Source organism: Wenxinia marina DSM 24838 (assembly GCF_000379485.1).
GTDB classification, from domain to species: Bacteria; Pseudomonadota; Alphaproteobacteria; order Rhodobacterales; family Rhodobacteraceae; genus Wenxinia; species Wenxinia marina.
The window spans coordinates 49,572-69,789 of the sequence record NZ_KB902289.1 but is presented as its reverse complement, the minus strand read 5'-3'; the positions used below and the strand labels follow the sequence as shown (position 1 = coordinate 69,789).

At 69.8% G+C, this 20,218-nt stretch carries 24 protein-coding genes and 1 tRNA gene; 11 read left to right on the top strand and 14 right to left on the bottom strand.

Features of this window, described 5'->3' with window-relative positions; translation table 11 throughout:
* Window positions 1-231: integrase core domain-containing protein (locus A37W_RS0110940; protein WP_018302008.1), on the top strand; the 231-nt coding region annotated here is incomplete at its 5' end.
* 262 nt (window positions 232-493) lie between these two features.
* Here A37W_RS0110940 and A37W_RS23250 read toward each other — a convergent pair.
* The 7 genes from A37W_RS23250 to A37W_RS0110905 form a co-directional block, all read right to left on the bottom strand.
* Window positions 494-1,549, bottom strand: a complete 1,056-nt coding sequence (locus A37W_RS23250; RefSeq protein ID WP_081617092.1) for an AAA family ATPase — start codon at window positions 1,547-1,549, stop codon at window positions 494-496.
* Between the two features lie 138 nt (window positions 1,550-1,687).
* Complete coding sequence (locus tag A37W_RS23245) at window positions 1,688-3,046, bottom strand: DUF6538 domain-containing protein (protein ID WP_081617091.1); 1,359 nt, start codon at window positions 3,044-3,046, stop codon at window positions 1,688-1,690.
* A gap of 78 nt (window positions 3,047-3,124) precedes the next feature.
* Window positions 3,125-3,201: transfer RNA gene (locus tag A37W_RS0110925), tRNA-Arg, on the bottom strand.
* Window positions 3,202-3,273: 72 nt separating this feature from the next.
* Window positions 3,274-3,753 (bottom strand): hypothetical protein, encoded by a 480-nt coding sequence (locus A37W_RS0110920; RefSeq protein ID WP_018303079.1) that lies wholly within the window; start codon window positions 3,751-3,753, stop codon window positions 3,274-3,276.
* A gap of 81 nt (window positions 3,754-3,834) precedes the next feature.
* On the bottom strand, window positions 3,835-5,235 hold the full coding sequence (locus A37W_RS0110915; protein WP_018303078.1) for a sensor histidine kinase: 1,401 nt from the start codon (window positions 5,233-5,235) through the stop codon (window positions 3,835-3,837).
* Between the two features lie 430 nt (window positions 5,236-5,665).
* The gene (locus tag A37W_RS0110910; protein WP_018303077.1) at window positions 5,666-7,081 is read right to left on the bottom strand and encodes a dihydrolipoyl dehydrogenase family protein; all 1,416 of its coding nucleotides are present in this window, start codon (window positions 7,079-7,081) and stop codon (window positions 5,666-5,668) included.
* Window position 7,082: 1 nt separating this feature from the next.
* Window positions 7,083-7,817 carry a TVP38/TMEM64 family protein gene (locus tag A37W_RS0110905; protein ID WP_018303076.1) on the bottom strand — a complete coding sequence of 245 codons (735 nt, stop codon included), beginning with the start codon at window positions 7,815-7,817 and terminating at the stop codon, window positions 7,083-7,085.
* Window positions 7,818-8,052: 235 nt separating this feature from the next.
* On the opposite strand from A37W_RS0110905, the gene rpmH reads away from it, so the two are divergent.
* The 4 genes from rpmH (at window position 8,053) to A37W_RS0110885 (ending at window position 9,371) form a co-directional block, all read left to right on the top strand.
* Window positions 8,053-8,190 (top strand): 50S ribosomal protein L34, encoded by a 138-nt coding sequence (gene rpmH, locus A37W_RS0110900; RefSeq protein WP_018303075.1) that lies wholly within the window; start codon window positions 8,053-8,055, stop codon window positions 8,188-8,190.
* 20 nt (window positions 8,191-8,210) lie between these two features.
* Window positions 8,211-8,609: a ribonuclease P protein component gene (gene rnpA / locus A37W_RS0110895; RefSeq protein WP_026198431.1), complete on the top strand. Its 399-nt coding sequence runs from the start codon at window positions 8,211-8,213 to the stop codon at window positions 8,607-8,609.
* Window positions 8,606-8,824 carry a membrane protein insertion efficiency factor YidD gene (yidD, locus tag A37W_RS0110890; RefSeq protein ID WP_018303073.1) on the top strand — a complete coding sequence of 73 codons (219 nt, stop codon included), beginning with the start codon at window positions 8,606-8,608 and terminating at the stop codon, window positions 8,822-8,824. The genes rnpA and yidD overlap by 4 nt, the downstream gene beginning before the upstream one ends.
* A 70-nt stretch (window positions 8,825-8,894) precedes the next feature.
* Entirely contained in the window at window positions 8,895-9,371 is a 477-nt protein-coding gene (locus tag A37W_RS0110885) for an SH3 domain-containing protein (RefSeq protein WP_018303072.1), read from the top strand.
* 48 nt (window positions 9,372-9,419) lie between these two features.
* Here the strand turns inward: A37W_RS0110885 and A37W_RS0110880 are convergent, their stop codons facing one another.
* A complete protein-coding gene (locus A37W_RS0110880; protein ID WP_018303071.1) occupies window positions 9,420-9,920 on the bottom strand; it encodes a superoxide dismutase family protein in 501 nt (166 codons plus the stop codon).
* 134 nt (window positions 9,921-10,054) lie between these two features.
* Here A37W_RS0110880 and ttcA point away from each other — a divergent pair, with 134 nt between their 5' ends.
* The 3 genes from ttcA to A37W_RS21540 all read left to right on the top strand — a co-directional run bounded on the left by ttcA (window position 10,055) and on the right by A37W_RS21540 (window position 13,454).
* Window positions 10,055-10,894: a tRNA 2-thiocytidine(32) synthetase TtcA gene (gene ttcA / locus A37W_RS0110875; protein WP_018303070.1), complete on the top strand. Its 840-nt coding sequence runs from the start codon at window positions 10,055-10,057 to the stop codon at window positions 10,892-10,894.
* A gap of 56 nt (window positions 10,895-10,950) precedes the next feature.
* Window positions 10,951-12,474, top strand: coding sequence for a putative bifunctional diguanylate cyclase/phosphodiesterase (locus A37W_RS0110870; protein WP_018303069.1), 1,524 nt, complete (start codon window positions 10,951-10,953; stop codon window positions 12,472-12,474).
* Between the two features lie 272 nt (window positions 12,475-12,746).
* On the top strand, window positions 12,747-13,454 hold the full coding sequence (locus A37W_RS21540) for an MBL fold metallo-hydrolase (protein WP_040753871.1): 708 nt from the start codon (window positions 12,747-12,749) through the stop codon (window positions 13,452-13,454).
* On the opposite strand, the gene A37W_RS0110860 is transcribed toward A37W_RS21540, so the two are convergent.
* The 4 genes from A37W_RS0110860 to A37W_RS0110845 form a co-directional block, all read right to left on the bottom strand.
* On the bottom strand, window positions 13,451-13,822 hold the full coding sequence (locus tag A37W_RS0110860) for a hypothetical protein (RefSeq protein ID WP_018303067.1): 372 nt from the start codon (window positions 13,820-13,822) through the stop codon (window positions 13,451-13,453). The genes A37W_RS21540 and A37W_RS0110860 overlap by 4 nt on opposite strands.
* A 13-nt stretch (window positions 13,823-13,835) precedes the next feature.
* Window positions 13,836-14,195 (bottom strand): curli-like amyloid fiber formation chaperone CsgH, encoded by a 360-nt coding sequence (csgH, locus tag A37W_RS0110855; RefSeq protein WP_018303066.1) that lies wholly within the window; start codon window positions 14,193-14,195, stop codon window positions 13,836-13,838.
* A 76-nt stretch (window positions 14,196-14,271) separates the two neighbouring features.
* Window positions 14,272-14,709 (bottom strand): hypothetical protein, encoded by a 438-nt coding sequence (locus A37W_RS0110850; protein WP_018303065.1) that lies wholly within the window; start codon window positions 14,707-14,709, stop codon window positions 14,272-14,274.
* A 470-nt stretch (window positions 14,710-15,179) separates the two neighbouring features.
* Window positions 15,180-15,941 carry an NAD kinase gene (locus A37W_RS0110845; RefSeq protein ID WP_018303064.1) on the bottom strand — a complete coding sequence of 254 codons (762 nt, stop codon included), beginning with the start codon at window positions 15,939-15,941 and terminating at the stop codon, window positions 15,180-15,182.
* A gap of 186 nt (window positions 15,942-16,127) precedes the next feature.
* On the opposite strand from A37W_RS0110845, the gene glyA reads away from it, so the two are divergent.
* Window positions 16,128-17,423, top strand: coding sequence for a serine hydroxymethyltransferase (gene glyA, locus A37W_RS0110840; RefSeq protein WP_018303063.1), 1,296 nt, complete (start codon window positions 16,128-16,130; stop codon window positions 17,421-17,423).
* An 85-nt stretch (window positions 17,424-17,508) separates the two neighbouring features.
* A complete protein-coding gene (locus tag A37W_RS0110835) occupies window positions 17,509-18,021 on the top strand; it encodes a DUF2244 domain-containing protein (RefSeq protein WP_018303062.1) in 513 nt (170 codons plus the stop codon).
* 2 nt (window positions 18,022-18,023) lie between these two features.
* Here the strand turns inward: A37W_RS0110835 and A37W_RS23240 are convergent, their stop codons facing one another.
* Together A37W_RS23240 and A37W_RS0110825 are read right to left on the bottom strand one after the other, a co-directional pair.
* The gene (locus A37W_RS23240) at window positions 18,024-18,191 is read right to left on the bottom strand and encodes a DUF3008 family protein (protein WP_018303061.1); all 168 of its coding nucleotides are present in this window, start codon (window positions 18,189-18,191) and stop codon (window positions 18,024-18,026) included.
* 133 nt (window positions 18,192-18,324) lie between these two features.
* Window positions 18,325-18,789 (bottom strand): GatB/YqeY domain-containing protein, encoded by a 465-nt coding sequence (locus tag A37W_RS0110825; RefSeq protein WP_018303060.1) that lies wholly within the window; start codon window positions 18,787-18,789, stop codon window positions 18,325-18,327.
* A gap of 209 nt (window positions 18,790-18,998) precedes the next feature.
* Here A37W_RS0110825 and carA point away from each other — a divergent pair, with 209 nt between their 5' ends.
* Complete coding sequence (gene carA, locus A37W_RS0110820) at window positions 18,999-20,156, top strand: glutamine-hydrolyzing carbamoyl-phosphate synthase small subunit (RefSeq protein ID WP_018303059.1); 1,158 nt, start codon at window positions 18,999-19,001, stop codon at window positions 20,154-20,156.
* Window positions 20,157-20,218: the final 62 nt, after the last annotated feature.

The window sequence follows — 20,218 nt, the reverse complement described above, 5'->3', positions numbered from 1 at the left end:
GACTTCTCGCGCCCCGGCAAGCCGACCGACAACGGGTTCATCGAGGCGTTCAATTCGAAGCTCCGGGCGGAGTGCCTGAACGCCCACTGGTTCATGAGCCTTGCCGACGCCCGCGAAAAGCTCGAGGATTGGCGTAGGCACTACAACGAGGACCGACCCCACAGCGCGATCGGATACAACGTCCCGATCGCGATGCATTTTCCCGATGGCGCGACCAGCCCGTCATCGTGAGACGGCCGGAAAAATCCAGCTTCCGGCGGTCCAGCGCTGGGGAGCGGAGCAACGGCCGGAAAAATCCAGCTTCCGGCGGTCCAGCGCTGGGGAGCGGAGCATATGGCCGGAGGGGGACGTCATGGGTGAGACGACTAAGGGGTGCTGTTCAACGCCGCTGCCGAGGTTGCATGTTGCGTTGCCCCTAGAGAATGCAACGAAGCAACATGCTGCACCCCGAAGCTACTGGACGAGAGGTGAACCTCTCTCGGACCACCCATACTTACCAAAGGTGATCCTCAAGTTCCTCCTCCTCTAGGTCGTCGTCAGGGGTCTCATCCAACTCCCTCAGGTCTTTGGCTCTTCGAAACAGCTCGTTAACCTCAGCCCTTGATAAATGACCCATCGCACAGATAGCATTTACTCTGCGAAGAGCTGTCGAGCGGTTAACTCCTAAGGCTCGGCCGATCTCAGCATGGCTAACATACCTCCCTGACTTGAGAGCCTTGAAGAACGGGTTCTCTGCAGGATCATCAGGGAGGTGCGCTGAGGTCACCCATCGGCCGCCATCGAGTGTCCAAGTCTGAGTATCGAGACTATGGTCTCCTTGCGCCCGGTACTTGCCAAACTCTAGAACGAAGCTCGCCTGTCCGGGCCGTGCGATGCTCGGTTTCTTAAGCCCGATGATCACCTCGAATGTCGTTTCTAATGCCGATGAACCTCGCATTTGCTTGCCGCCCTTGTTCGAATGATGGACGAGAATGGTGGCGACACCGAGTCTCTTAAGATTGAGGAAGAAGTCCTGTACTTTCTTGAAGGCTACTGAAGCGTTCTCATCCTCTAGATCGTCCGTCAGCGTGGTTAGGTTATCGAGCACTAGCAGATTGATCTTTCCCCTACGAACCCGGTCGAGAAGGCAGTTTTGACTGTCGAGGTTTGTAAGATCGTAGAAGGCCTTTCCCACTGTCTGGTCCTGCCTAGCTGTGATCGTCAGGTTACTCAGCGCCTGGCTCTGCTCCTCCGGCGTACCGAGTATCCCGTCCGTCCCGACCAGCAATTCTACTCGATCTCGGACGTCCTGCAGATTCATCTCACCATCGACGTAGAGCACCTTAAGAGGCTTGGGAGCGTTCCACGGCCCCACCCTGCCACCACCCGCCACGGCTAGCGCGATACTGAGGGAAAGCATGGTCTTGCCCACCCCTGACGCTGCCCACAGCACCGCGGACTCTTCGGAGCGCAGCCACGGGGAGAGGACGTCGAAGCGGGGACGGAATGTTCGGTTGAGAAGGTCCTCCGCCGTAACGCTGCGAAGAGACTTGGGGTTCTGTTTGGTCATGAACTCGGTCCTTTGGACTGATTCAAGCCAGCCCAATGGCCAGCCCAGAGGCGGTCACACCTCCTAGTCTGGCCGAGTATTGTCCGGGTATCGCTTCAGGTGCTTTAGACGGATCTAAAGGACCAGCGTGAGTAATGGTTAGTCGATGACGATCCTCAACATCAAGTTGTGAAGAAACCCGATGCTATGTCCTTGACCGTAACCCCGGCCGACGGTCTTGTTCTGACTCCAGCCGCCTAAGCGGTCCGCAACCTCTTCCTCCGCTCCGACTTCACGGAGCCGATCTCTGAAAGCGTGGCGCAAGCTGTGCATTGTCTTTCCCGGCCCAAGTTCAAGACGTCGGAAGTAGGCACTGCACGCATTGGAGGCAGAGGTAGCCTTGCATTCTTTAGCATTCGAGTACCGAGGGAAGGCGTGCTCTCCGGTTGTCTCCTCGGTAATCCTCCTCGCCGCCCATAGGGCAGCACCGACTAGAGGAACCGTCCTGTTCGAGCTTGGAGTCTTTAACGGTCGGGTCGGTGTTTCAATGATTTCAAGATGAGGAACATCATCATCCAGCCGGATATGCGCGCGATGAAGACCGACAGCCTCTGCCAATCTCAGACCGGTGTCGGATACTAGCGCTATCAGCCAACGCATATCATCATCGGCCGTGTAGCACGCACTCTGTATACGGCGGATGTCCGACTGATCCATCGATTTCCTACGAACCACGTCTTTACCAAAGCCGGGCACACGGAGGTTTTTGAATGCATTGCTGGCCGTGATCTCGTTCTCGATCAGCATCGTATTTATCACCGGGGTGATGTAGTTGAGATACCGCCTTATGGTGCTGGTGGAAAGCTCTTTGGCCAGCAACGCTTCTACCAGTTCGTTAGCTTGTTTCCGGGTATACTGATCAATTGGAAGATCACCGACGATCGCAGCAACCTCTTGCGCCGTTCTGATACGCGCTCGTCTTGCGTTTTCGGTTCTATCTACGCCAGTCAGCTTCTGGTATTGCTCGACAGCCTCTAGAAGAGTCGGCGCCTGTCTCTCATCAAAATACAGCCGGGCTGCGTGCTCGACGTGGGGAGGATACAGGCCCTTTTGCAGACTTTCGCGGTATGGGCGGTCGGAATATGACGCTAGCAGGTCTTCAAATTCCCCCACCGGCAGTTCATAGCCAGTCGCCCTTCGGGAGTCCCCTGGCTGGAGGCCAATTTTCTGAAGCAGGCCTTCTCCAGCCCTCCGAATCTCGTCAGTTGTAGAGCGGGACCCGCTTCGCCAAACTTCCCATTGTCGGTCTTGTTCGAGGGCGATCTTGTGAGCAGCCGTCGCCGCCTCAGCCTCACTGGCAGTCTTCAATGACTGCACGATCATCCCGTTCGTTCTTTGCGGATAGTATCTCCGAACGTCATCCGGGATACGACGCCTAAAATACCAAGTATTGGACTTCTTGAGAATGTAGCGAGCGATGACTTCGAATGCTCCGAATCGGACGAGAGTGACAGGCATGTGTTACCCCATGTGTCACCTCAACAGCGAGTACCTTCGGCTAAGCCTCTGATAAAGCGTAGTGTTTGAAAGGTCTAGTGGCGCGCTGGGGAGGATTCGAACCCCCGACCCCTTGATTCGTAGTCAAGTACTCTATCCAACTGAGCTACCAGCGCGCGGGGTGGGTGCGATGTAACGGCCGGCCCGGGGCATTGCAAGGGGCAATCCGGGGACCCATCGAAGCGACGTCAGGGCGCCCCCGCTCCGCCGCGGCGGAGCGGCGAGGCGGACCGTGGTCCGCTGTAAGGTGACGTGGCGAAGTCCGATGCGGGACGGCGGTCGAGGGCGCCGGCGTGATCCTGCGGGACCGCGGCCCCAGGGCCCGGGACGGCGCCGAGCGCCTCGAGGGCCGGCGACAGCGGATCACGCTGGTCCGTCCGCAGGGCGCCGGCCGGGACCGTCGCCATCGGGACGTTTGCCCCCGGCATCCGCCAGCCCACCCCGAGCGCCAGCTTCACCGTGACGACGGTCAGCAGGATGACCGCGAAGGTGCCGATAGAATAGAGCAGACGCGGGTCTATGCCGGGGCCGGGCGCGGCCGCGGCCATGCGCTTCTGCCGGTCGGTCAGCCGCTCGGGCGGGAGCGCGTCGGTGGACCTCGGCTGACCGCCGGCGGTGACCCAGGCCCGTTCGATCGGCGTCAGCGGTCGTGTTTCGGTCTGTGTCATCGGATGGGGCGATTCTGTCTGCGGGTCGCAGGAGAGCGGGCGTTTCCGGCAAAAATCGGGAAGGGGCGGGACATCCGCCACTCACTCCGCCGCGGCGCGCAGGTCGATCCGGCTCTTGGGCAGGGTGAGGCGGAACTCGGTCCCCTCCGGCCCCGACCGGACGAGCGACAGCTCTCCGCCGTGCCCCCGCGCCAGCTCGGACGCGATGGTGAGGCCGAGGCCCGAGCCGCCCTTGGCGACGCGGCCCTGGAACGGCTGGAACAGGTGCTCCTTCGCCTTCGGCGGCAGGCCGGGGCCGGTGTCGGTGACGGTCACGACCCAGGCCTCGTCCTCCTCGGCCGCCTGCACGCAGATCTCGCCCGGCTCCCCGCTCGCGACGATGGCGGCGCGGGCGTTGCGAACGAGGTTGAGGAGGATGCGGAACAGCTGTTCGCCGTCGGCGCGCAGCGTCAGGCCGACCGGCACGTCCTCGGAGAACGAGACGTCGTGCTCGCCTGCCGCGAGCCGCTCGCTCTCGATCACGTCGGCGACGACCTGGGCGATCGCCACCCGGCCGAGCTGCGGCGGCGGCTCTTCCGCCCGGCCGAAGGCCAGCGTCGATTCCGTGAGATTCACCGCCCGCGCGATGGAGCCGACGAGCTTTGGCGCGAGGCGGCGCACGGTCGGATCGTCCGACCCTTCCAGCCGGTCGACGAACAGCTGTGCCGAGGTGAGGATGTTGCGCAGATCGTGGCTGACCTTGGCCACCGCCGAGCCAAGGAGGGCGAGACGCTCCTTCTGCTTCAGCGACTGCGTCAGCTGCGTCTCCATCGCCTGAAGGGCGTTCTCGGCCTCGCGCAGCTCGCGCACCTTGGCGGTCGGCTCGATGATCCGCCGGGCATCCTCGGGCGCGGTGGCGTAGTCGTTCATCTGCTCGATGACGCCGCGGATCGGCGTCACGATGAGGATGCGCACGGCGACGAAGAGGAGCGCGGCCGTCACGATCGAGATCACCGCCGACAGGGCGAGGATGCGCAGGCCGTAATCCAGCATCGCGGCGCGCAGCGGCCCGGTCTCCATCGTCACCTCGATCAGGAGACCGCCCTCCTGCACGGGCTTGCCGATGATGCGGATGATCCGGTTCTCGGGGTCGACCAGCGTGGCGAGGCCGTCGCGGATCAGCGCCCACGAGGACGGGTCGCGCAGGTCGTAGGTGGCGCTGATCGGCGCCGGGATCGGCGAGGACAGCACCAGCTGGCGCACCTCGTCCCGGCGCAGCACGACGTTGAAGACACCGGCGTTGTCCAGCAACTCCTGCTCCAGCCCGGGGTCGATGATGTCGTCGGCGAGCAGCGCGAGCGAGGCGATCTGCGCCCGCTCCAGCCGGAGCATGAGGTAATCTTCGCGGAATCGCGCCACCGAGGGCACGAAGATCAGCACCTCGGCCAGCATGACGAAGACGAGGGTCAGGACGAGGAAGCGGCCGGACAGGGTGTTGAACATCGGAACGCGCGCGCGGCCTCTCGCGGGGGTGGGGCTAGAGATAGGGCGCGAACACGGTTTTGTCAGTGGGAGGGGGCTGCGGCGGAGAGTCCCGATTCGGGAGGGGGCTTTTTGCAGTCTCTGCGCGTCTGGTGCGCTGCGGTCCGAAGAAGTGCCGGGTCAGGCCCGGGGCGCGGCGAGCTCGATCTTCAAGGGGCTTCGACAGGAGGGCGGCGGATGGCCGGTCAGCCGCTTTCGACGGTCGCTATCCGTGATTTATCGTGCAGCTCCGCACGACCGCGCTGTCGCGCGGTTGCCTCACCCAAGCGGCTGGCCGGGGGGCGGCCAGCCGCTGCCCGGGCCGCTTGTGCGGCTGTTCCGGGCGGGGCGTGGCGCAGCGGTGCGACACAGTTGGCCCCTGACGACAGACCCCCGTCCCCTCGCACCCCGTCTACCTCCCCCACCGCTGCACCAGCCGCACCGCCCGCTTCACCCACGGGTTCTCGAACAGCTGCGGGCCGTAATAGCTGCCGGCGGCGCGCTTCCCCGCCTCCTGCAGCGTCGGGTAGGGCAGCACGGTCGAGGTGAAGGCGGTCAGCTTCAGCTTGTTGGCGATGGCCATGCACCAGGGCGCGATCAGCTCGCCCGCGTGGGCGCCGACGATGGTGGCGCCGACCGGGCGGCCGTTCACGGCCATGACCTTGACGAAGCCCTCCTGCCGGCCGCTCGCCACCGCGCGGTCGCTCTCATCGAAATTCGCCCGGAGCACCTTCAGCCGGCCCCCGTGCGCCTCGCGCGCCTGCGCCTCGGTCAGGCCGACCTGCGCCAGTTCGGGGTCGGTATAGGAGACCCACGGGATGTGCCGCGTCTCGGCCTTCACCGGCAGGCCCAGCGCCGCGGCGCGCACGACGAGTCCGCCGTGATAGCCCGCGACATGGGTGAACTGCATTCCGCCGGCCGCGTCGCCGACGGCGTAGACGCGGCGGTTCGAGACCGAGCGCAGGCCCCTGTCCACCTCGATTCCCTTCGGCGAGTGCGTCACCCCCCCGGCGTCCAGCCCAGTGTCGAGGTTCACCCGCCGCCCCACCGCCATCAGCAGGTGCGAGCCGGTGAAGTCGCCCGCGCCGGTGTGGACGGTGACCCCCTGCCCCGGCCCACCCGACACCCGCTCGACCTTCGCGCGCTCGACCAGCTCCACGCCCTCAGCGCGGAGCGCGTCCAGCACGATGGCCGCCGCCTCGGGATCATCCTTGGGCAGTCCCTTGCTGCCCTCGATCACCGTCACCCGGCAGCCGAGGCGGCGGTGGGCCTGCGCCATCTCCATCCCGATCGGGCCGCCGCCGACGACCAGCAGGTGCTCGGGCCGCTCGCGCAGGTCGAAGATCGTCTCGTTGGTCAGCACCTCGACCCCGTCGAGCCCCGGGATGTCCGGCACCAGCGGCGACGAGCCGGTGGCGAGGACGAAGCGGCGGGCCTTGATCCGGTGCCCGCCCGCCTCGACCTCGGTTTCGGAGACGAAGCGGGCGCGGGCGCGGATGACGGTGCAGCCGAGCCCCTCGAAGCGGGACTGGCTGTCCATCGGCTGGATCGCCTCGATGACGGCGCGGACGTGGTCCTTGGCCGCGGGGAAATCGACCTGCACCTCGCCGGCGGTCACGCCGAACCGGCCATGGCGCATCCGGTGCGCCTGCTCGGCCGCGGCGATCAGCGCCTTGGACGGGATGCAGCCGTAGTTCAGGCAGTCGCCGCCCATCTCGCCGGCCTCGATCAGCACCACGCGCGCGCCCATCTGCACCGCCCCCGCCGCGACGGTCAGCCCGCCGGAGCCGGCGCCGATCACGCAGATGTCGGTCTCGATCCGGTCCATGTCAGACGCCTTTCCGGCCGCGCACGGCCTTGAGCAGGAGGGGCAGCGCGGCGAGCGCGCAGAGGCCGAGGATCGGCAGCAGGATCCGCGGCTCGAAGATGATGCCGAGGTCGGGCGTGCCGCCTTGCGCGAAGACCGCGCCGAGGCCGGCCCCGACCGAGGTGAAGACGAGGGCGCCGGGCACGATGCCGAGGGCGGTGGTCACCACGAAGGGGACCAGCGGCACGCCGACGAGGGCGGGGACCAGGTTGGCGACGAAGAACGGCACCGCGGGGACGAGTCGGATCAGGAACAGCATCGACCACAGGTTCTCGTCGATGCCCTGCTTGATCCGCTTCACCAGCCCCTCGCCCGCCTCCATCCGCCGCGCCAGCCGCTCGCCCAGGCCCCAGCGGGCGGCGAGGAAGATGGCGATGGCGCCGATCGTGGCGCCGGCCACGTTGTAGAGCACTCCGGGAAAGGTGCCGAAGAGAAAGCCGCCGGTCAGCGTCGCCACGGTCGCGCCGGGCAGCGAGAAGGCGACGATGGCCACGTAGGCCGCGATGAAGGCGGCCACGGTGGCGAGGTAGTGCGAATCGCGGAAGGCGAGCAGCGCCTCGCGGTTGTCGCGCAGCGTCTCGAACGAGAGGCTGTCGCGGAACAGCACGAACCCGGCGACGGCGACGACGGCGATCGCGATCAGCGGCAGCCGCCGCAGCCAGGGCGAGCGGTCGTCGGCGTCCGGTCGATCCGTCATCGTGCGTCCTTCCATTGCGCCCGACATGGCGCGCGGGGGGCGGCGCGGCCAGCCTTCTCACGCCGCCTTGACCTCTCTACGCCGTTCCGTGGCCCCGCGTTACCGGACGGGCGCGATTCCCGGCGCCTCCGGCCCTCCGGGCTGTTGACAGCCCCCCGGACCCCCCTTAGGGAGCGGGCTTCGAGATTTCCGTTTCACGGGGCCGCGCCCCGCGACCAGATGTGGAGCACCCGCGATGAGCAAGCGCACCTTCCAGCCGTCCAACCGGGTCCGCAAGGCCCGTCACGGCTTCCGCGCCCGCATGGCGACGAAGGGCGGCCGCAAGGTCCTCAACGCCCGCCGCGCCCGCGGCCGCAAGCGTCTGTCGGCCTGAGCCGACCCGCTGTGGACGAGATGACGCCGCCGGCGTCCCCGGAGACGGGGGCGCCGGCGGTTTCCGTTCGTCCGGACCCCGGGCCGCGGCTGACGGTCCTGTCGAAACGGTCCGAGTTCCTGAAGGCCGCCGCCGCCCGCCGCGCGGGCGTGCCCGCCCTCGGCCTGCAGGGCCGCGACCGCGGCGACGGGGATCCGGCGATCCGCGTCGGCTTCACCTGTTCCAAGAAGGTCGGCAACGCCGTCGCCCGCAACCGCGCCAAACGCCGCCTGCGCGAGATCGCCCGGGCGATCCTGCCGGACGAGGGCCGGCCGGGCTGGGACTACGTCCTGATCGGCCGGCGGGACGAGACGGCGGGGCGGGACTTCGTCGCCCTGCAGGACGACCTCCGCCGCGCGCTCGCGCGGGTCCACGGATGAGCCCGGGCGCCCGCCTCCTCGCCCTGCCCGTCCGCGCCTACCGCCTGCTCCTGTCCCCCTGGGTCGGGCATTCGTGCCGCTACCAGCCGACCTGCTCGGTCTACGCACTTGAGGCGTTGGAGAGGCACGGCGCGCTGAAGGGCGGCTGGCTGGCGGCGCGGCGGATCGGGCGGTGCCACCCGTGGGGCGGTTCGGGCTACGATCCGGTGCCGTAGGGTCAGTGCCCGGGGTGACTTTCGATGCCTTCCCGGCCAGACTGCCCGTCGACAGACCGGGAGACGTCCGATGCACCGCCGCCACGCCCTCGCCCTGCTCGCCGCCATGCTTCTCGCCGCCCCGGCCGCGGCCGACACGCTCTACGTCCTCGACACGAACGACGGTTTCCTGAACCTGCGCGCGGGTCCCGGGACGACCTACGGCATCATCGAGCGGCTGACCGGCGGCCAGATCGTGGACCGCCTCGGCAGCTCGGGCGAGTGGGATCAGGTACGGCTGTCGGACGGCCGAACGGGGTGGGCGCATTCGGGCTACATGGGCTGGGAGTACCGGCCGCAGCGCGCCTACGACCTGATGGTCGTGCGGACGAACGACGGATACCTCAACCTGCGCTCCGGCCCGGGGACGAACTACGGCATCGTCCGGCGGCTGAACTGGGGTCAGCGCCTGTTCTTCCTGGAAGAGCGGGGATCGTGGTTCCGGGTGTCCCTGCCGGAGGGAACCTCGGGCTGGGCGAGCGCGCGCTACCTCACCCCGGCCTGGTAGAGCGGGACCTGGTAAAGCGGGGCCGGCGGACCGGCCCCGCACCCTGTCTCACATCGCCTCGACGACGCCGCAGGCGATCCGGTCGCCGGCGCCGGCCTCGGCCATGTAGCTGTCGGGGTTGGCGTGCACCATGATGGCCGAGCCGTCCTCGTCCATCAGCGGCGCGCCCGTGTCGCCGGACACGCTCAGCCGCTCGCTGACGATGTCCGCCTCGACCACGCCCTCGGCGGTGGCAAAGACGTTGGGCAGGTCGCCGGCGTGGGCGCCGGCCTCGTTCATCAGGCCGTGCTCGTTGCCGTCGGGCGCGTAGTGGTCGCCCGCGGCCTCGAAATCGGGCTCGCATGTGCCGACCTGGTGGACGTGGAAGCCGTGGCCGCCCTCGGGCACGCCGGTCAGTCGCACCTCGAACAGCAGGCCGTTCGGCGTGTCGGTCATCATCACCTCGCCCATCGGCGCGCCGTCGGCGCCGACGAGGCTGGCGGTGGCATCCTGCGCGGCAGCCAGGGTCGGCAGCGCCAGCGCGGCGGCGAGTGTCGGGATCAGTCGCATCGGAATCCTCCGGGGGGTCAGGAATGTCGCCGCCGGCCTCCCGCCCGCGGCTCCTGACAACCGAACGGCCCGCGCGCGGTGATGTTCCGCGCTGCGTGCTTGCCCGGCGGGGGCCCGCGCGGTATCTGCCGCCCATGCTCGACGAGGCCGACGACGACATCCACCCGCTGCTGAACGGCGCTCCGAAGACGACGGAGTTCCGCAAGCTGCGCAAGCGCATCGTCGCGAACGTGCGCGAGGCGCTGGACGCCTACGGCATGGTCACGCGCGGCGACCGCTGGCTGGTCTGCCTGTCGGGCGGCAAGGACAGCTACACGCTGCTGGCGGCGCTGGTGGAGCTGCAATGGCGCGGGCTGCTGCCCGTCGACCTGCTGGCCTGCAACCTCGACCAGGGACAGCCCGGCTTTCCCGCGACCGTGCTGCCGGAGTTCCTGCAGCGGATGGGCGTGCCGCACCGGATCGAGTACGCGGACACCTATTCCATCGTGATCGACAAGGTGCCTGCCGGCCGGACGATGTGCGCCCTCTGCTCGCGCCTGCGCCGCGGCAACCTCTACCGCATCGCGCGCGAGGAAGGGTGCAGCGCCGTGGTCCTCGGTCACCACCGCGACGACATCCTCGAGACGTTCTTCCTCAACCTCTTCCACGGCGGCAAGCTGGCGACGATGCCGCCCAAGCTGCTCAACGACGAGGGCGACCTGATGGTGCTGCGGCCCCTCGCCCACGTGGCCGAGGCGGATTGCGAGCGGTTCGCCCGCGCGATGGACTACCCGATCATCCCCTGCGACCTGTGCGGGTCGCAGGACGGGCTGCAGCGCCAGCAGGTCAAGGCGATGCTGGACGAGTGGGAGCGGCGCAGCCCCGGCCGGCGGCAGAAGATGTTCTCGGCGCTCGGCCAGGCGCGGCCGTCGCACCTCCTCGACCCCGCGCTCTTCGACTTCCAGGGACTGCGCCCCGAAGGTCCCGCCCGTTAACGACCCGGTCACCCGCGCCCTCTAGGGTGGTGCGGACGCAAGACCGGAAGGGACGGATGTCGCACCAGCATGGCCACGCCGGCGCCGCCGCCCTCTGGCGCTCCCTTCTGGGACGGATCGGCGGGCGGCGGGCGCTCGCGCTACCCGCGCTCGGCCTTCTCGGCCTCCTCGCCGGCGGCGCCGTCGGCGCGGCCGTCGCCCTCCTCAGCGCCGCTGTCGTTCTGCTGGGCTTCGGCTCCGGCTCCGCCCGGTCCGCCATCGCCCGACCGCCGCTGACCGGCCGCGCCGCCCTCCTGCGCGCCCTGGGCGGCGCCCTGGCGTCTCCCGCCCCCATCGCACCCGTCGCCATGGTGATCGAGATCGACCGCTACCGCACGCTGGCCGAGCGGTTCGATCACCGCGTGCTGTCCGACCTGGGCGAGCGGGTGCTCGGCCGCCTGTCGGAGGTGCTGCGCGCCGGCGACGTGATCCAGCCTCTCACGGCCCAATCCTTCGGCCTGGTGGTTCGCGGGAGCGACCGCCTCGACCTCGCGGCGGTGATGCAGCTTGCCGGCCGCCTGCAGCGGCAGCTGTCCGACCCGTTCGAGGTGGGGGGAGCGCGCATCCGTCTGAGCGCCTCGATCGGCTTCGCGATGGCCGTGCGCCTGCCCCGCGCCGATCCGGACGCGATGCTGCAGGCCGCGTCGCTCGCCGCGCTCGACGCCCACCGCAACGGCCCCAGCGCGATCCGCAGCTACTCCGCCGCCCTGAAGGAACGGGCCGATTCGGTGAACGCCCTCGCCGACCAGGTCGCCGACGCGCTGGAGCGGGGCGAATTCGTCGCCTACTTCCAGCCCCAGGTCGAGGCCGGCACCGGCCGGCTGACGGGGGTCGAGGCGCTGGCGCGGTGGCAGCACCCCGACCGCGGCCTCGTCTCCCCGGCGGAGTTCCTGCCGGCGCTGCAGATCGCCGGCCGCATGGATTCGCTGGGGGCGCTCATGGTGCGCGATGCCCTCGCCGCGCTGCGCCGCTGGGACGGGCTCGGCTACGCCGTGCCGCGCGTCGCGGTGAACTTCTCGGGGGACGAACTGTCCGATCCCCGCCTCATCGACCGCATCGGGTGGGAGCTCGATCGGTTCGAGCTGGCGCCGGACCGGCTGGTCGTGGAAGTTCTCGAGACCGTCGTCGCGAACGGATCCGAGGACGTGGTGATCCGCAACCTTGCCGGACTGGCCCGCCTCGGCTGCCGGCTCGACCTCGACGATTTCGGCACCGGCCATGCCGCGATCACCTCGATCCGGCGCTTCGCGATCGAACGGATCAAGATCGACCGCAGCTTCGTCACCGGCATCGACGCCGACCCCGAGCAGCAGAAGATGGTCCAGGCGATCCTCACCATGGCCGACCGCCTCGGCCTCGACACCCTGGCCGAGGGGGTGGAGACCGCGGGCGAGCAGAAGATGCTCGCCGAGCTCGGCTGCGGTCACCTCCAGGGCTACGGCATCGCCCGCCCGATGCCGATGGACGAGCTCGAGACCTGGATCCGGGGACGTCTCGAGGGCGCCCCCCCGCCGATCCGGTTCCAGCGACCGACCGGCTGACAATTTCATCGCGACACGCAGCGCCGATGCCGGTGTCCGGCAGGCGCCGGAAGGGGCGCGAACGATCGAGGGGGACGAACGGCAATGGGTCGTGCATCCGCGCACGCGGACCGGCCCACGCAGGACGCGGGCCACTCCATTGCGAGCGCCGAGCTTCGCAGCGGCATCGACCGGCCTTTCAACTCACCGCTGGCCGCGGCACTCTGACGGTCACGATGGGTCTCCGGCCGCGGGCCATGGCGACCCGCCGCCCCCTGCAGAAGGCGAAACCGATGCCGACCCTCCACCCCGCGCCGTCCGTCCGGCAGATCGTCCGGCTCGGCGCCTTCTCGTGCCACCTCGTGGAGCACGAGAACGATCTCACGCTGATCGACACCAACTTCGCGGGCTCGCACAAGGGCGTGCTGGCCGAGGTGGAGCGGATCGGCAAGCCGCTCGCGCGCGTGCTGATCACCCACGCCCATTCCGACCACGTCGGCGCCCTCGACGCGCTGACGGCGGCGCTGCCCGACGTCGAGGTCGTCGCCTCGGCGCGGACGGCGCGGCTGCTGGCGGGGGACCGCAGTCTCGATCCGGACGAGGCGGGCATGAAGCTCCGGGGCGGCTACACCACGGTGAAGACGCGGCCCGGCCGGCTGGTCGCGGACGGCGACGTGGTCGCGGGGTTCCGCACGATCGCCACGCCCGGCCACGCGGTGGGGCACGTGTCCTACCTTCACGAGCCGACCGGCCACCTCTTCAGCGGCGACGCGCTGATCTCGGCCGGGGGCGGGCTGCACGTGAGCGGCGTCTTCCGGCTACGCTTCCCCTTCCCCTACTTCGCGACCGCCAGCCTGCCGATGGCGGTGGACAGCGCGCGCCGTCTGGCGGCCCAGTCGCCGACGGCGATCTTCCCGGTGCACGGCCCGGCGGTCCCGGACGCCGGACCGGCGCTGCAGCGCGCCCTCGCCGAGGCGGAGCGCGCCGCGGCCCGGTCCTAGAAGCCGAACAGCAGGCTCAGACCGGACTGCCCGCCCCGCTGCACCACGCGGCTGTCGGTGCCCCGGCCGAACTGGAAGACGGCCTGCGCGTTGCCGCCGCCGCTCTGCCGGACGTCGGCCGCGTGGCCGCGGCCCCGCTGGCGGATCAGCGCCCGGTTGCCGGCGCCGCTCTGGCTCACCCCGGCGCCGTTGCCGGCGCCGCGTTGGCGCACGTCGGCGCCGTGGCGCAAGCCGTAGAGCGTCAGGCCGAGGTCGAACAGCGCCGCCTCCTCGGCGGTGCGGGCCTGCCAGTCGAAGCGGATCGTGCCGTCCGCCGCCGCAGGCAGCGGCGCGGCGAGGGCGGCGGCGAGAAGAAGCGGTCTCAGCATGTCCCCCTCTCCCTCAGCGCTCGATCGGGCAGTCGCGGGTGCGGCCGCCGACGGTGATGGACAGGCTCGCGCCGGGCACGTCGCCGACGGTCGCCTCGCCGAGGAGCAGGGTCTCGCCCGCGGCCGCGGAGAACGGTCCGTCCTGCCGCATCGACAGGCCCGGCCGCGACAGGTCGAGCGCGTAGCTGCCCGAAACGGCAGCGTCCGCCGCGACGATGGCGCGCCAGGTGCCGCCGTCCCGCTCGAGCCGGCAGTCGGGACCGATCGCCGCGCGGGCGGCCTCGGGTTGGGCCGTGTCCGGCACGGTGGCCGGCGCGGCGCAGGCGCCGAGAAGAGAGAGGACGGCGAGGGTGGAGGTCGTGACGGGGGTCATGTGCATCTCCTTGTCTCCGGGTGGTGTCTCCGGGTGGGGTGGCGGCGCGGGAACTCGTCCCGCGCCTCCGTGTCGGTCACTCCTGGACGATCACCGCGACGTTGCCGCGGCCGCCCTGGCGGACGTAGGCGTCGCTGCCGCGGCCGGCCTGGATCACGCCCAGCGCGTTGCAGCGGCCGGTCTGGCGGACGTCGGCGTCGAGCCCGCGGCCGATCTGCGCGACGCCGAGGACGTTGCAGCGGCCGGTCTGGTCGGTCGTCACCTGGTTGTGGGCCCCGGACTGGCCGACGACGGTGCGGTTGCGCCAGCCGTCCTGCGCCGAGATCGTCGTGTTGCCGCGCCCGTTCTGGGTCACGGTCATGCGGTTGTGCCCGCCGCCCTGGTAGAGGCCCAGCTCGTTCCAGCCGCCCCACTGGTCGACGGTGACGCGGTTCGGCTCGGCGGCGGCGCCACTGGCGAGGGCAAGGACGATCGCGCCGGAGGCGGCGAGGCGGGTGAGGATCGTGGTCGTCATGTCGGCAGCTCCATCTGCTGAGGGCGCCTCGGGATGAGCGGCGCCGGTGAGGACGAAGCTGGGGGGTGTGGCAGAAATACCCAATATCGGCGGGAAGTTAGCCGATGAGTGCGGCGGCGCTATTGCCTATCGGACGGGGTGTTTGGGGGCTGTCGGGCAGGGAGGCGCGGCACGGGCCGGGCCTTGATGCAACGAAGTCCCGTGCTGCGCGAGGTCCCGGGTCAGGCCCGGGACGGTGATCGACGTCAGGGCGGCGTCTGGCCGCGGCCGGACGCGCCAACGATGCGGTGAGAGCGGTTTATCTCTCCACCCCCGGACAACCTCGATCGTCTCGCAGGTGGCGAGGTAGCGTCTGGCCGGGGGGCGGCCAGACGCTGCCCGGGCCGCTTGCGCGGCTGATTCCGGGCGGGTCTAGAAGATACCGCGGAGCGGCAGTTCCCTACGGGTCTTCGCCGCGGAGCCCACCCACCTCAGGCGAACTGCTCGCGAATCAGCCGCTCCTCCAGCCCGTGGCCGGGATCGAACAGCAGCCGGTGCGCCACCGCCGGCTCGCTGCGAATCTCCACCCGGCGCACGAACTTGACCGACCGCGTGTCCGCATCGGCCATGACCGGCCGCCGCTCGGCGTCGAGCACCTCGAATACCACCTCCGCCCGCTTCGGCAGCAGCGCGCCGCGCCAGCGGCGCGGCCGGAACGGCGCGATGGCGGTGAGGGCCAGGACGCCGGAGCCGATGGGCAGGATCGGGCCGTGGGCGGAATAGTTGTAGGCGGTCGATCCGGCGGGCGTCGCGACGAGGGCGCCGTCGCAGACCAGCTCCTCCATCCGCATCCGGCCGTCGACCCAGACCCGCAGCTTGGCCGCCTGCGGCCCGGCGCGCAGCAGCGACACCTCGTTGATGGCGAGGCCCTCGTGCACCTCGTCCTCGAGGTCGGTCGCCCGCATCGCCAGCGGGTTCAGCAGCGCCTCCTCGGCATCGGCCACCCGCTCGGGCAGGTCGTCCTCGGCGTAGCCGTTCATCAGGAAGCCGACGGTGCCCCGGTTCATCCCGTAGACCGGCAGGTCCAGCCCCTCGGTGGCGTGCAGCGTCTGCAGCATGAAGCCGTCGCCGCCGAGGGCGACGAGGACGTCCGCCTCGTCCACCTCGGCATCGCCGTAGCGGGCGGCGAGGCGGTCGCGGGCCTCGCGGGCGAGCGGCGCCTCGCTCGCCACGAAGGCGATCGTCATCGGCATGGCGTCTGGCGTCCCCTCCGGTCCCGCGCGAGGCGGAGGATGGGCCGACGCGGATCGGAAAGGCAAGGGGCGCACCGGAAACGTGCGCCGCCGCAGAGTACCCGCGCCGTGTCGCATTGGCGCTTTTGACGCGGGGAGCGGTCCGCTAAGAGGGCGCCAGCCCGTCCAGCCCCGAGGAGCGCCCGCATGAACGCCCCCACCCGCGACCCCGGTTTCTTCACCGAGGACCTCGCCAGCCGCGACCCCGAGATCGCCCGCGCCATCGCCGGCGAGCTGGGCCGCCAGCGCCACGAGATCGAGCTGATCGCGTCCGAGAACGTCGTCTCCAAGGCGGTCCTGCAGGCGCAGGGCTCGGTGATGACGAACAAGTACGCCGAAGGCTATCCCGGCCGGCGCTACTACGGCGGCTGCGAATGGGTCGACGTCGCCGAGGAGCTGGCGATCGCGCGGGCGAAGGAGCTGTTCAACTGCGGCTTCGCCAACGTGCAGCCGAACTCCGGCAGCCAGGCGAACCAGGGCGTGTTCCAGGCGCTGCTGAAGCCCGGCGACACGATCCTCGGCCAGAGCCTCGACGCGGGCGGGCACCTCACCCACGGCGCGAAGCCGAACCAGTCGGGCAAGTGGTTCAACGCCATCCAGTACGGCGTGCGCCAGCAGGACAGCCGCATCGACTACGATCAGATCGCGGCGCTTGCGGCGGAGCACCAGCCGAAACTCATCATCGCAGGCGGCTCGGCGATCCCGCGGATCATCGACTTCGCCCGGATGCGCGAGATCGCGGACAGCGTCGGCGCGTATCTGATGGTCGACATGGCGCACTTCGCGGGGCTGGTGGCGGCGGGCCTCTACCCCTCGCCCTTCCCGCATGCGCATGTCGCGACGACCACGACGCACAAGACGCTGCGGGGCCCGCGCGGGGGGATGATCGTCACCAATGACGAAGGCATCGCCAAGAAGGTGAACTCCGCCATCTTCCCGGGCATCCAGGGTGGGCCGCTGATGCATGTGATCGCCGCCAAGGCCGTCGCCTTCGGCGAGGCGCTGCGGCCGGAGTTCCGCACCTATCAGGAGCTGGTGGTCAAGAACGCGCAGGCGCTGGCGGACGAGCTGATGAAGGGCGGGCTCGACATCGTCACCGGCGGGACGGACAGCCACGTGATGCTGGTCGACCTGCGGCCGAAGGGCGTGAAGGGCAACGAGACCGAGGCCGCGCTGGGCCGTGCGCACATCACCTGCAACAAGAACGGCATCCCGTTCGACCCCGAGAAGCCGACCGTGACGTCCGGCATCCGCCTCGGCAGCCCGGCGGCCACGACCCGCGGCTTCGGCGAGCCGGAGTTCCGGCAGATCGCCCGCTGGATCACCCGCGTCGTCGAGGGGCTGGCTGCGAACGGCGCCGAGGACAACGGCGCGGTCGAGGCCGAGGTGAAGGCCGAGGTCGAGGCGCTGTGTGAGCGGTTCCCGGTCTACACCGACCTCTGACCCGATCCGCCGGGGCGTGATCCCGCCGCGCCCCGGCCTACATCGCCCGCCGCGGCGCGTGGACGCCGCACGATGACCAAGGCCGATGCCCTACCGCTGGACGATTCCCGAGCCCGATCCCGGCGCGCCCGCCGCGGAACTGCACCTGTGGCCGCACCGCTCGCTGCCGCCGGTCGGCTTCGTCTGGGCGATCTCGTTCATGGCGGTGATGCTGGCGCTGCCGCTGGTCGCCGTGCTGGGCTCGGCGGTGCTGTGGGGGCTCCTGCCCTTTCTTCTGGGCGCCATCGCCGCGCTGTGGTGGGCGCTGCGGCGCTCCACCGGGGACGGCGCGCTGACCGAGGTGCTGGGCCTGTGGCCGGACCGGATGCGGCTGGTCCGCTCTGCCCCGCGCAAGGCCGAGCAGACATGGGAGGCGGACCCCTACTGGGTCGAGATCCGCCTCCATGAAGAGGGCGGCCCGGTCGAGGGTTACCTGACCCTCCGGGGCGCCGGACGCGAGGTCGAGCTCGGCGCGTTCCTCAGCCCGGAAGAACGGCGCGCGCTGCGCACCGACCTGCAGCGACGGGTCGCGGCGCTGTCGCGGCGCCCGGACGCCTGATCTCAGGCGGCGCTGCCGATCGGCCAGGCGAGCTCTTCCAGCTCGGTTTCGGTCAGCCAGTCGAACAGGTCGCGCGACTGGCTGGTCAGCCGGCGGGGATCGAGCCGGCCGCGCTTGGCGTCGAGCGCCTGGCGGGCAGCCTGTTGCTGGGTTCGGGATTGTGCCAACATGGCCCCATCTCCTCCACAGAACAACTTACATTACGTTAAGCGCAGCCGACGAAACGCCGTCAGCGCCGCAGTGTTCCAGACAAATTTGCGAAAGACGGACCGGCCGGCGGGCTCTCGCCGAACCGCCGGTGCGTCAGCCCAGACGGTTCTTCACCATCGGCCCGACCCGGCCGAAATCCATCTGGCCGGCATGTCGCTCCTTGAGGACGCCCATGACCTTGCCCATGTCGCGGATCGAGGTCGCACCGACCTCGGCGATCGCGGTGTCGATGGCGGACTCGGTTTCCGCCTCGTCCAGCTGGCGCGGCAGGAACTCCTCGATCACCTTTACCTCTTCGATCTCCTTCTCGGCCAGTTCCAGCCGGCCGCCCTCCTCGTAGGCGCGGGCGCTCTCCTGCCGCTGCTTGACCATGCGGCCGAGGATCGACAGCACGACGTCGTCCGACACGCCGCCATCCTCGCCCTCGCCACGGGCCGCGATGTCGCGGTCCTTGATGGCGGCGTTGATCAGCCGCAGCGTCGACAGCCGCTCGGCCTCCTTCGAGCGCATCGCGTCCTTGAGGGCGGCGTTGATGCGCCCGCGCATGTCCGTCGTCATGTGGGTGCCGGTCCTTGAGTGGTGGGAGGCAAGGGGCCAAGGTATCCGCTCCGCCGGCCCCTTTCAACGGGCCGGGACCCGAGGTCACGAGCGCGCGGCCCGCCGGCCCTTGACCCCTCCGGGCGCCCCCCGTAGACCGCGCAGCGATCCGCGCGCCCCGGGCCGGTCGGCCCGGCACACCCGGCGCCCGCCCGTCCCAGGAGCCCGCCATGCCCCGCACGATCCCGACCGCCTGCCTCGCCCTCGCCGACGGGACGCTGTTCTACGGCCGCGGCTTCGGCGCGACCGGGGTGACGACGGCCGAGCTGTGCTTCAACACCTCGATGACCGGGTACCAGGAGATCATGACCGACCCGTCCTATGCCGGGCAGGTCGTGACCTTCACCTTCCCCCATGTCGGCAATGTCGGCGTGAACCCCGAGGATGACGAGACGGCGGACCCCGTGGCCGAGGGCATGGTGGTGAAGTGGGACCCGACCGAGCCGTCGAACTGGCGCGCGGCGGAGCCGCTGTCCGACTGGCTGGCCCGGCGCGGCCGCATCGCGATGGGCGGCGTCGACACCCGGCGGCTGACCCGGGCGATCCGGCAGCAGGGCGCGCCGCACGTGGCGCTGGCGCACGATCCCGAGGGCCGGTTCGACATCGAGGCGCTGGTCGCCGCCGCGCGCTCTTTCCGCGGGCTCGTCGGTCTCGACCTCGCCAAGGGCGTGACCTGCGCACAGTCGTACCGCTGGGACGAGATGCGCTGGGCCTGGCCGATCGGCTATGCCCGGCAGGAGACCCCGCGCCACCGTGTCGTCGCCGTCGATTACGGCGCCAAGCGCAACATCCTGCGCTGCCTCGCCTCCTCGGGCGCGGACGTGACCGTCCTGCCGGCCACGGCGACCGCCGACGACATCCTGGCGCTGGAGCCGGACGGCGTGTTCCTGTCGAACGGCCCGGGCGATCCGGCGGCGACGGGAGAGTACGCGGTGCCGGCGATCCGCGGCGTCCTCGACCGCAGCGAGGTGCCGATGTTCGGCATCTGCCTCGGCCACCAGATGCTGGCGCTCGCGCTCGGCGCGAAGACGGTGAAGATGAACCACGGCCACCACGGCGCGAACCATCCGGTGAAGGATCTCGAGACCGGCAAGGTCGAGATCACGTCGATGAACCACGGTTTCACCGTGGACAGCCAGACCCTGCCGTCGGACGTGCGCGAGACGCACGTGTCGCTGTTCGACGGGTCGAACTGCGGCATCCGCATGGACGGACGATCGGTCTACTCGGTCCAGTACCACCCCGAGGCGTCCCCCGGCCCGCAGGACAGCTACTACCTGTTCGAGCGCTTCGCCGAGGCGATGGACCGCCGCAAGACACCGGCCTGACGAGAGCCCTTGCGCGGGAGGCGCCCGGCGGCATCTGGGCGGCGCGCCCCGCGGGCTGCTTA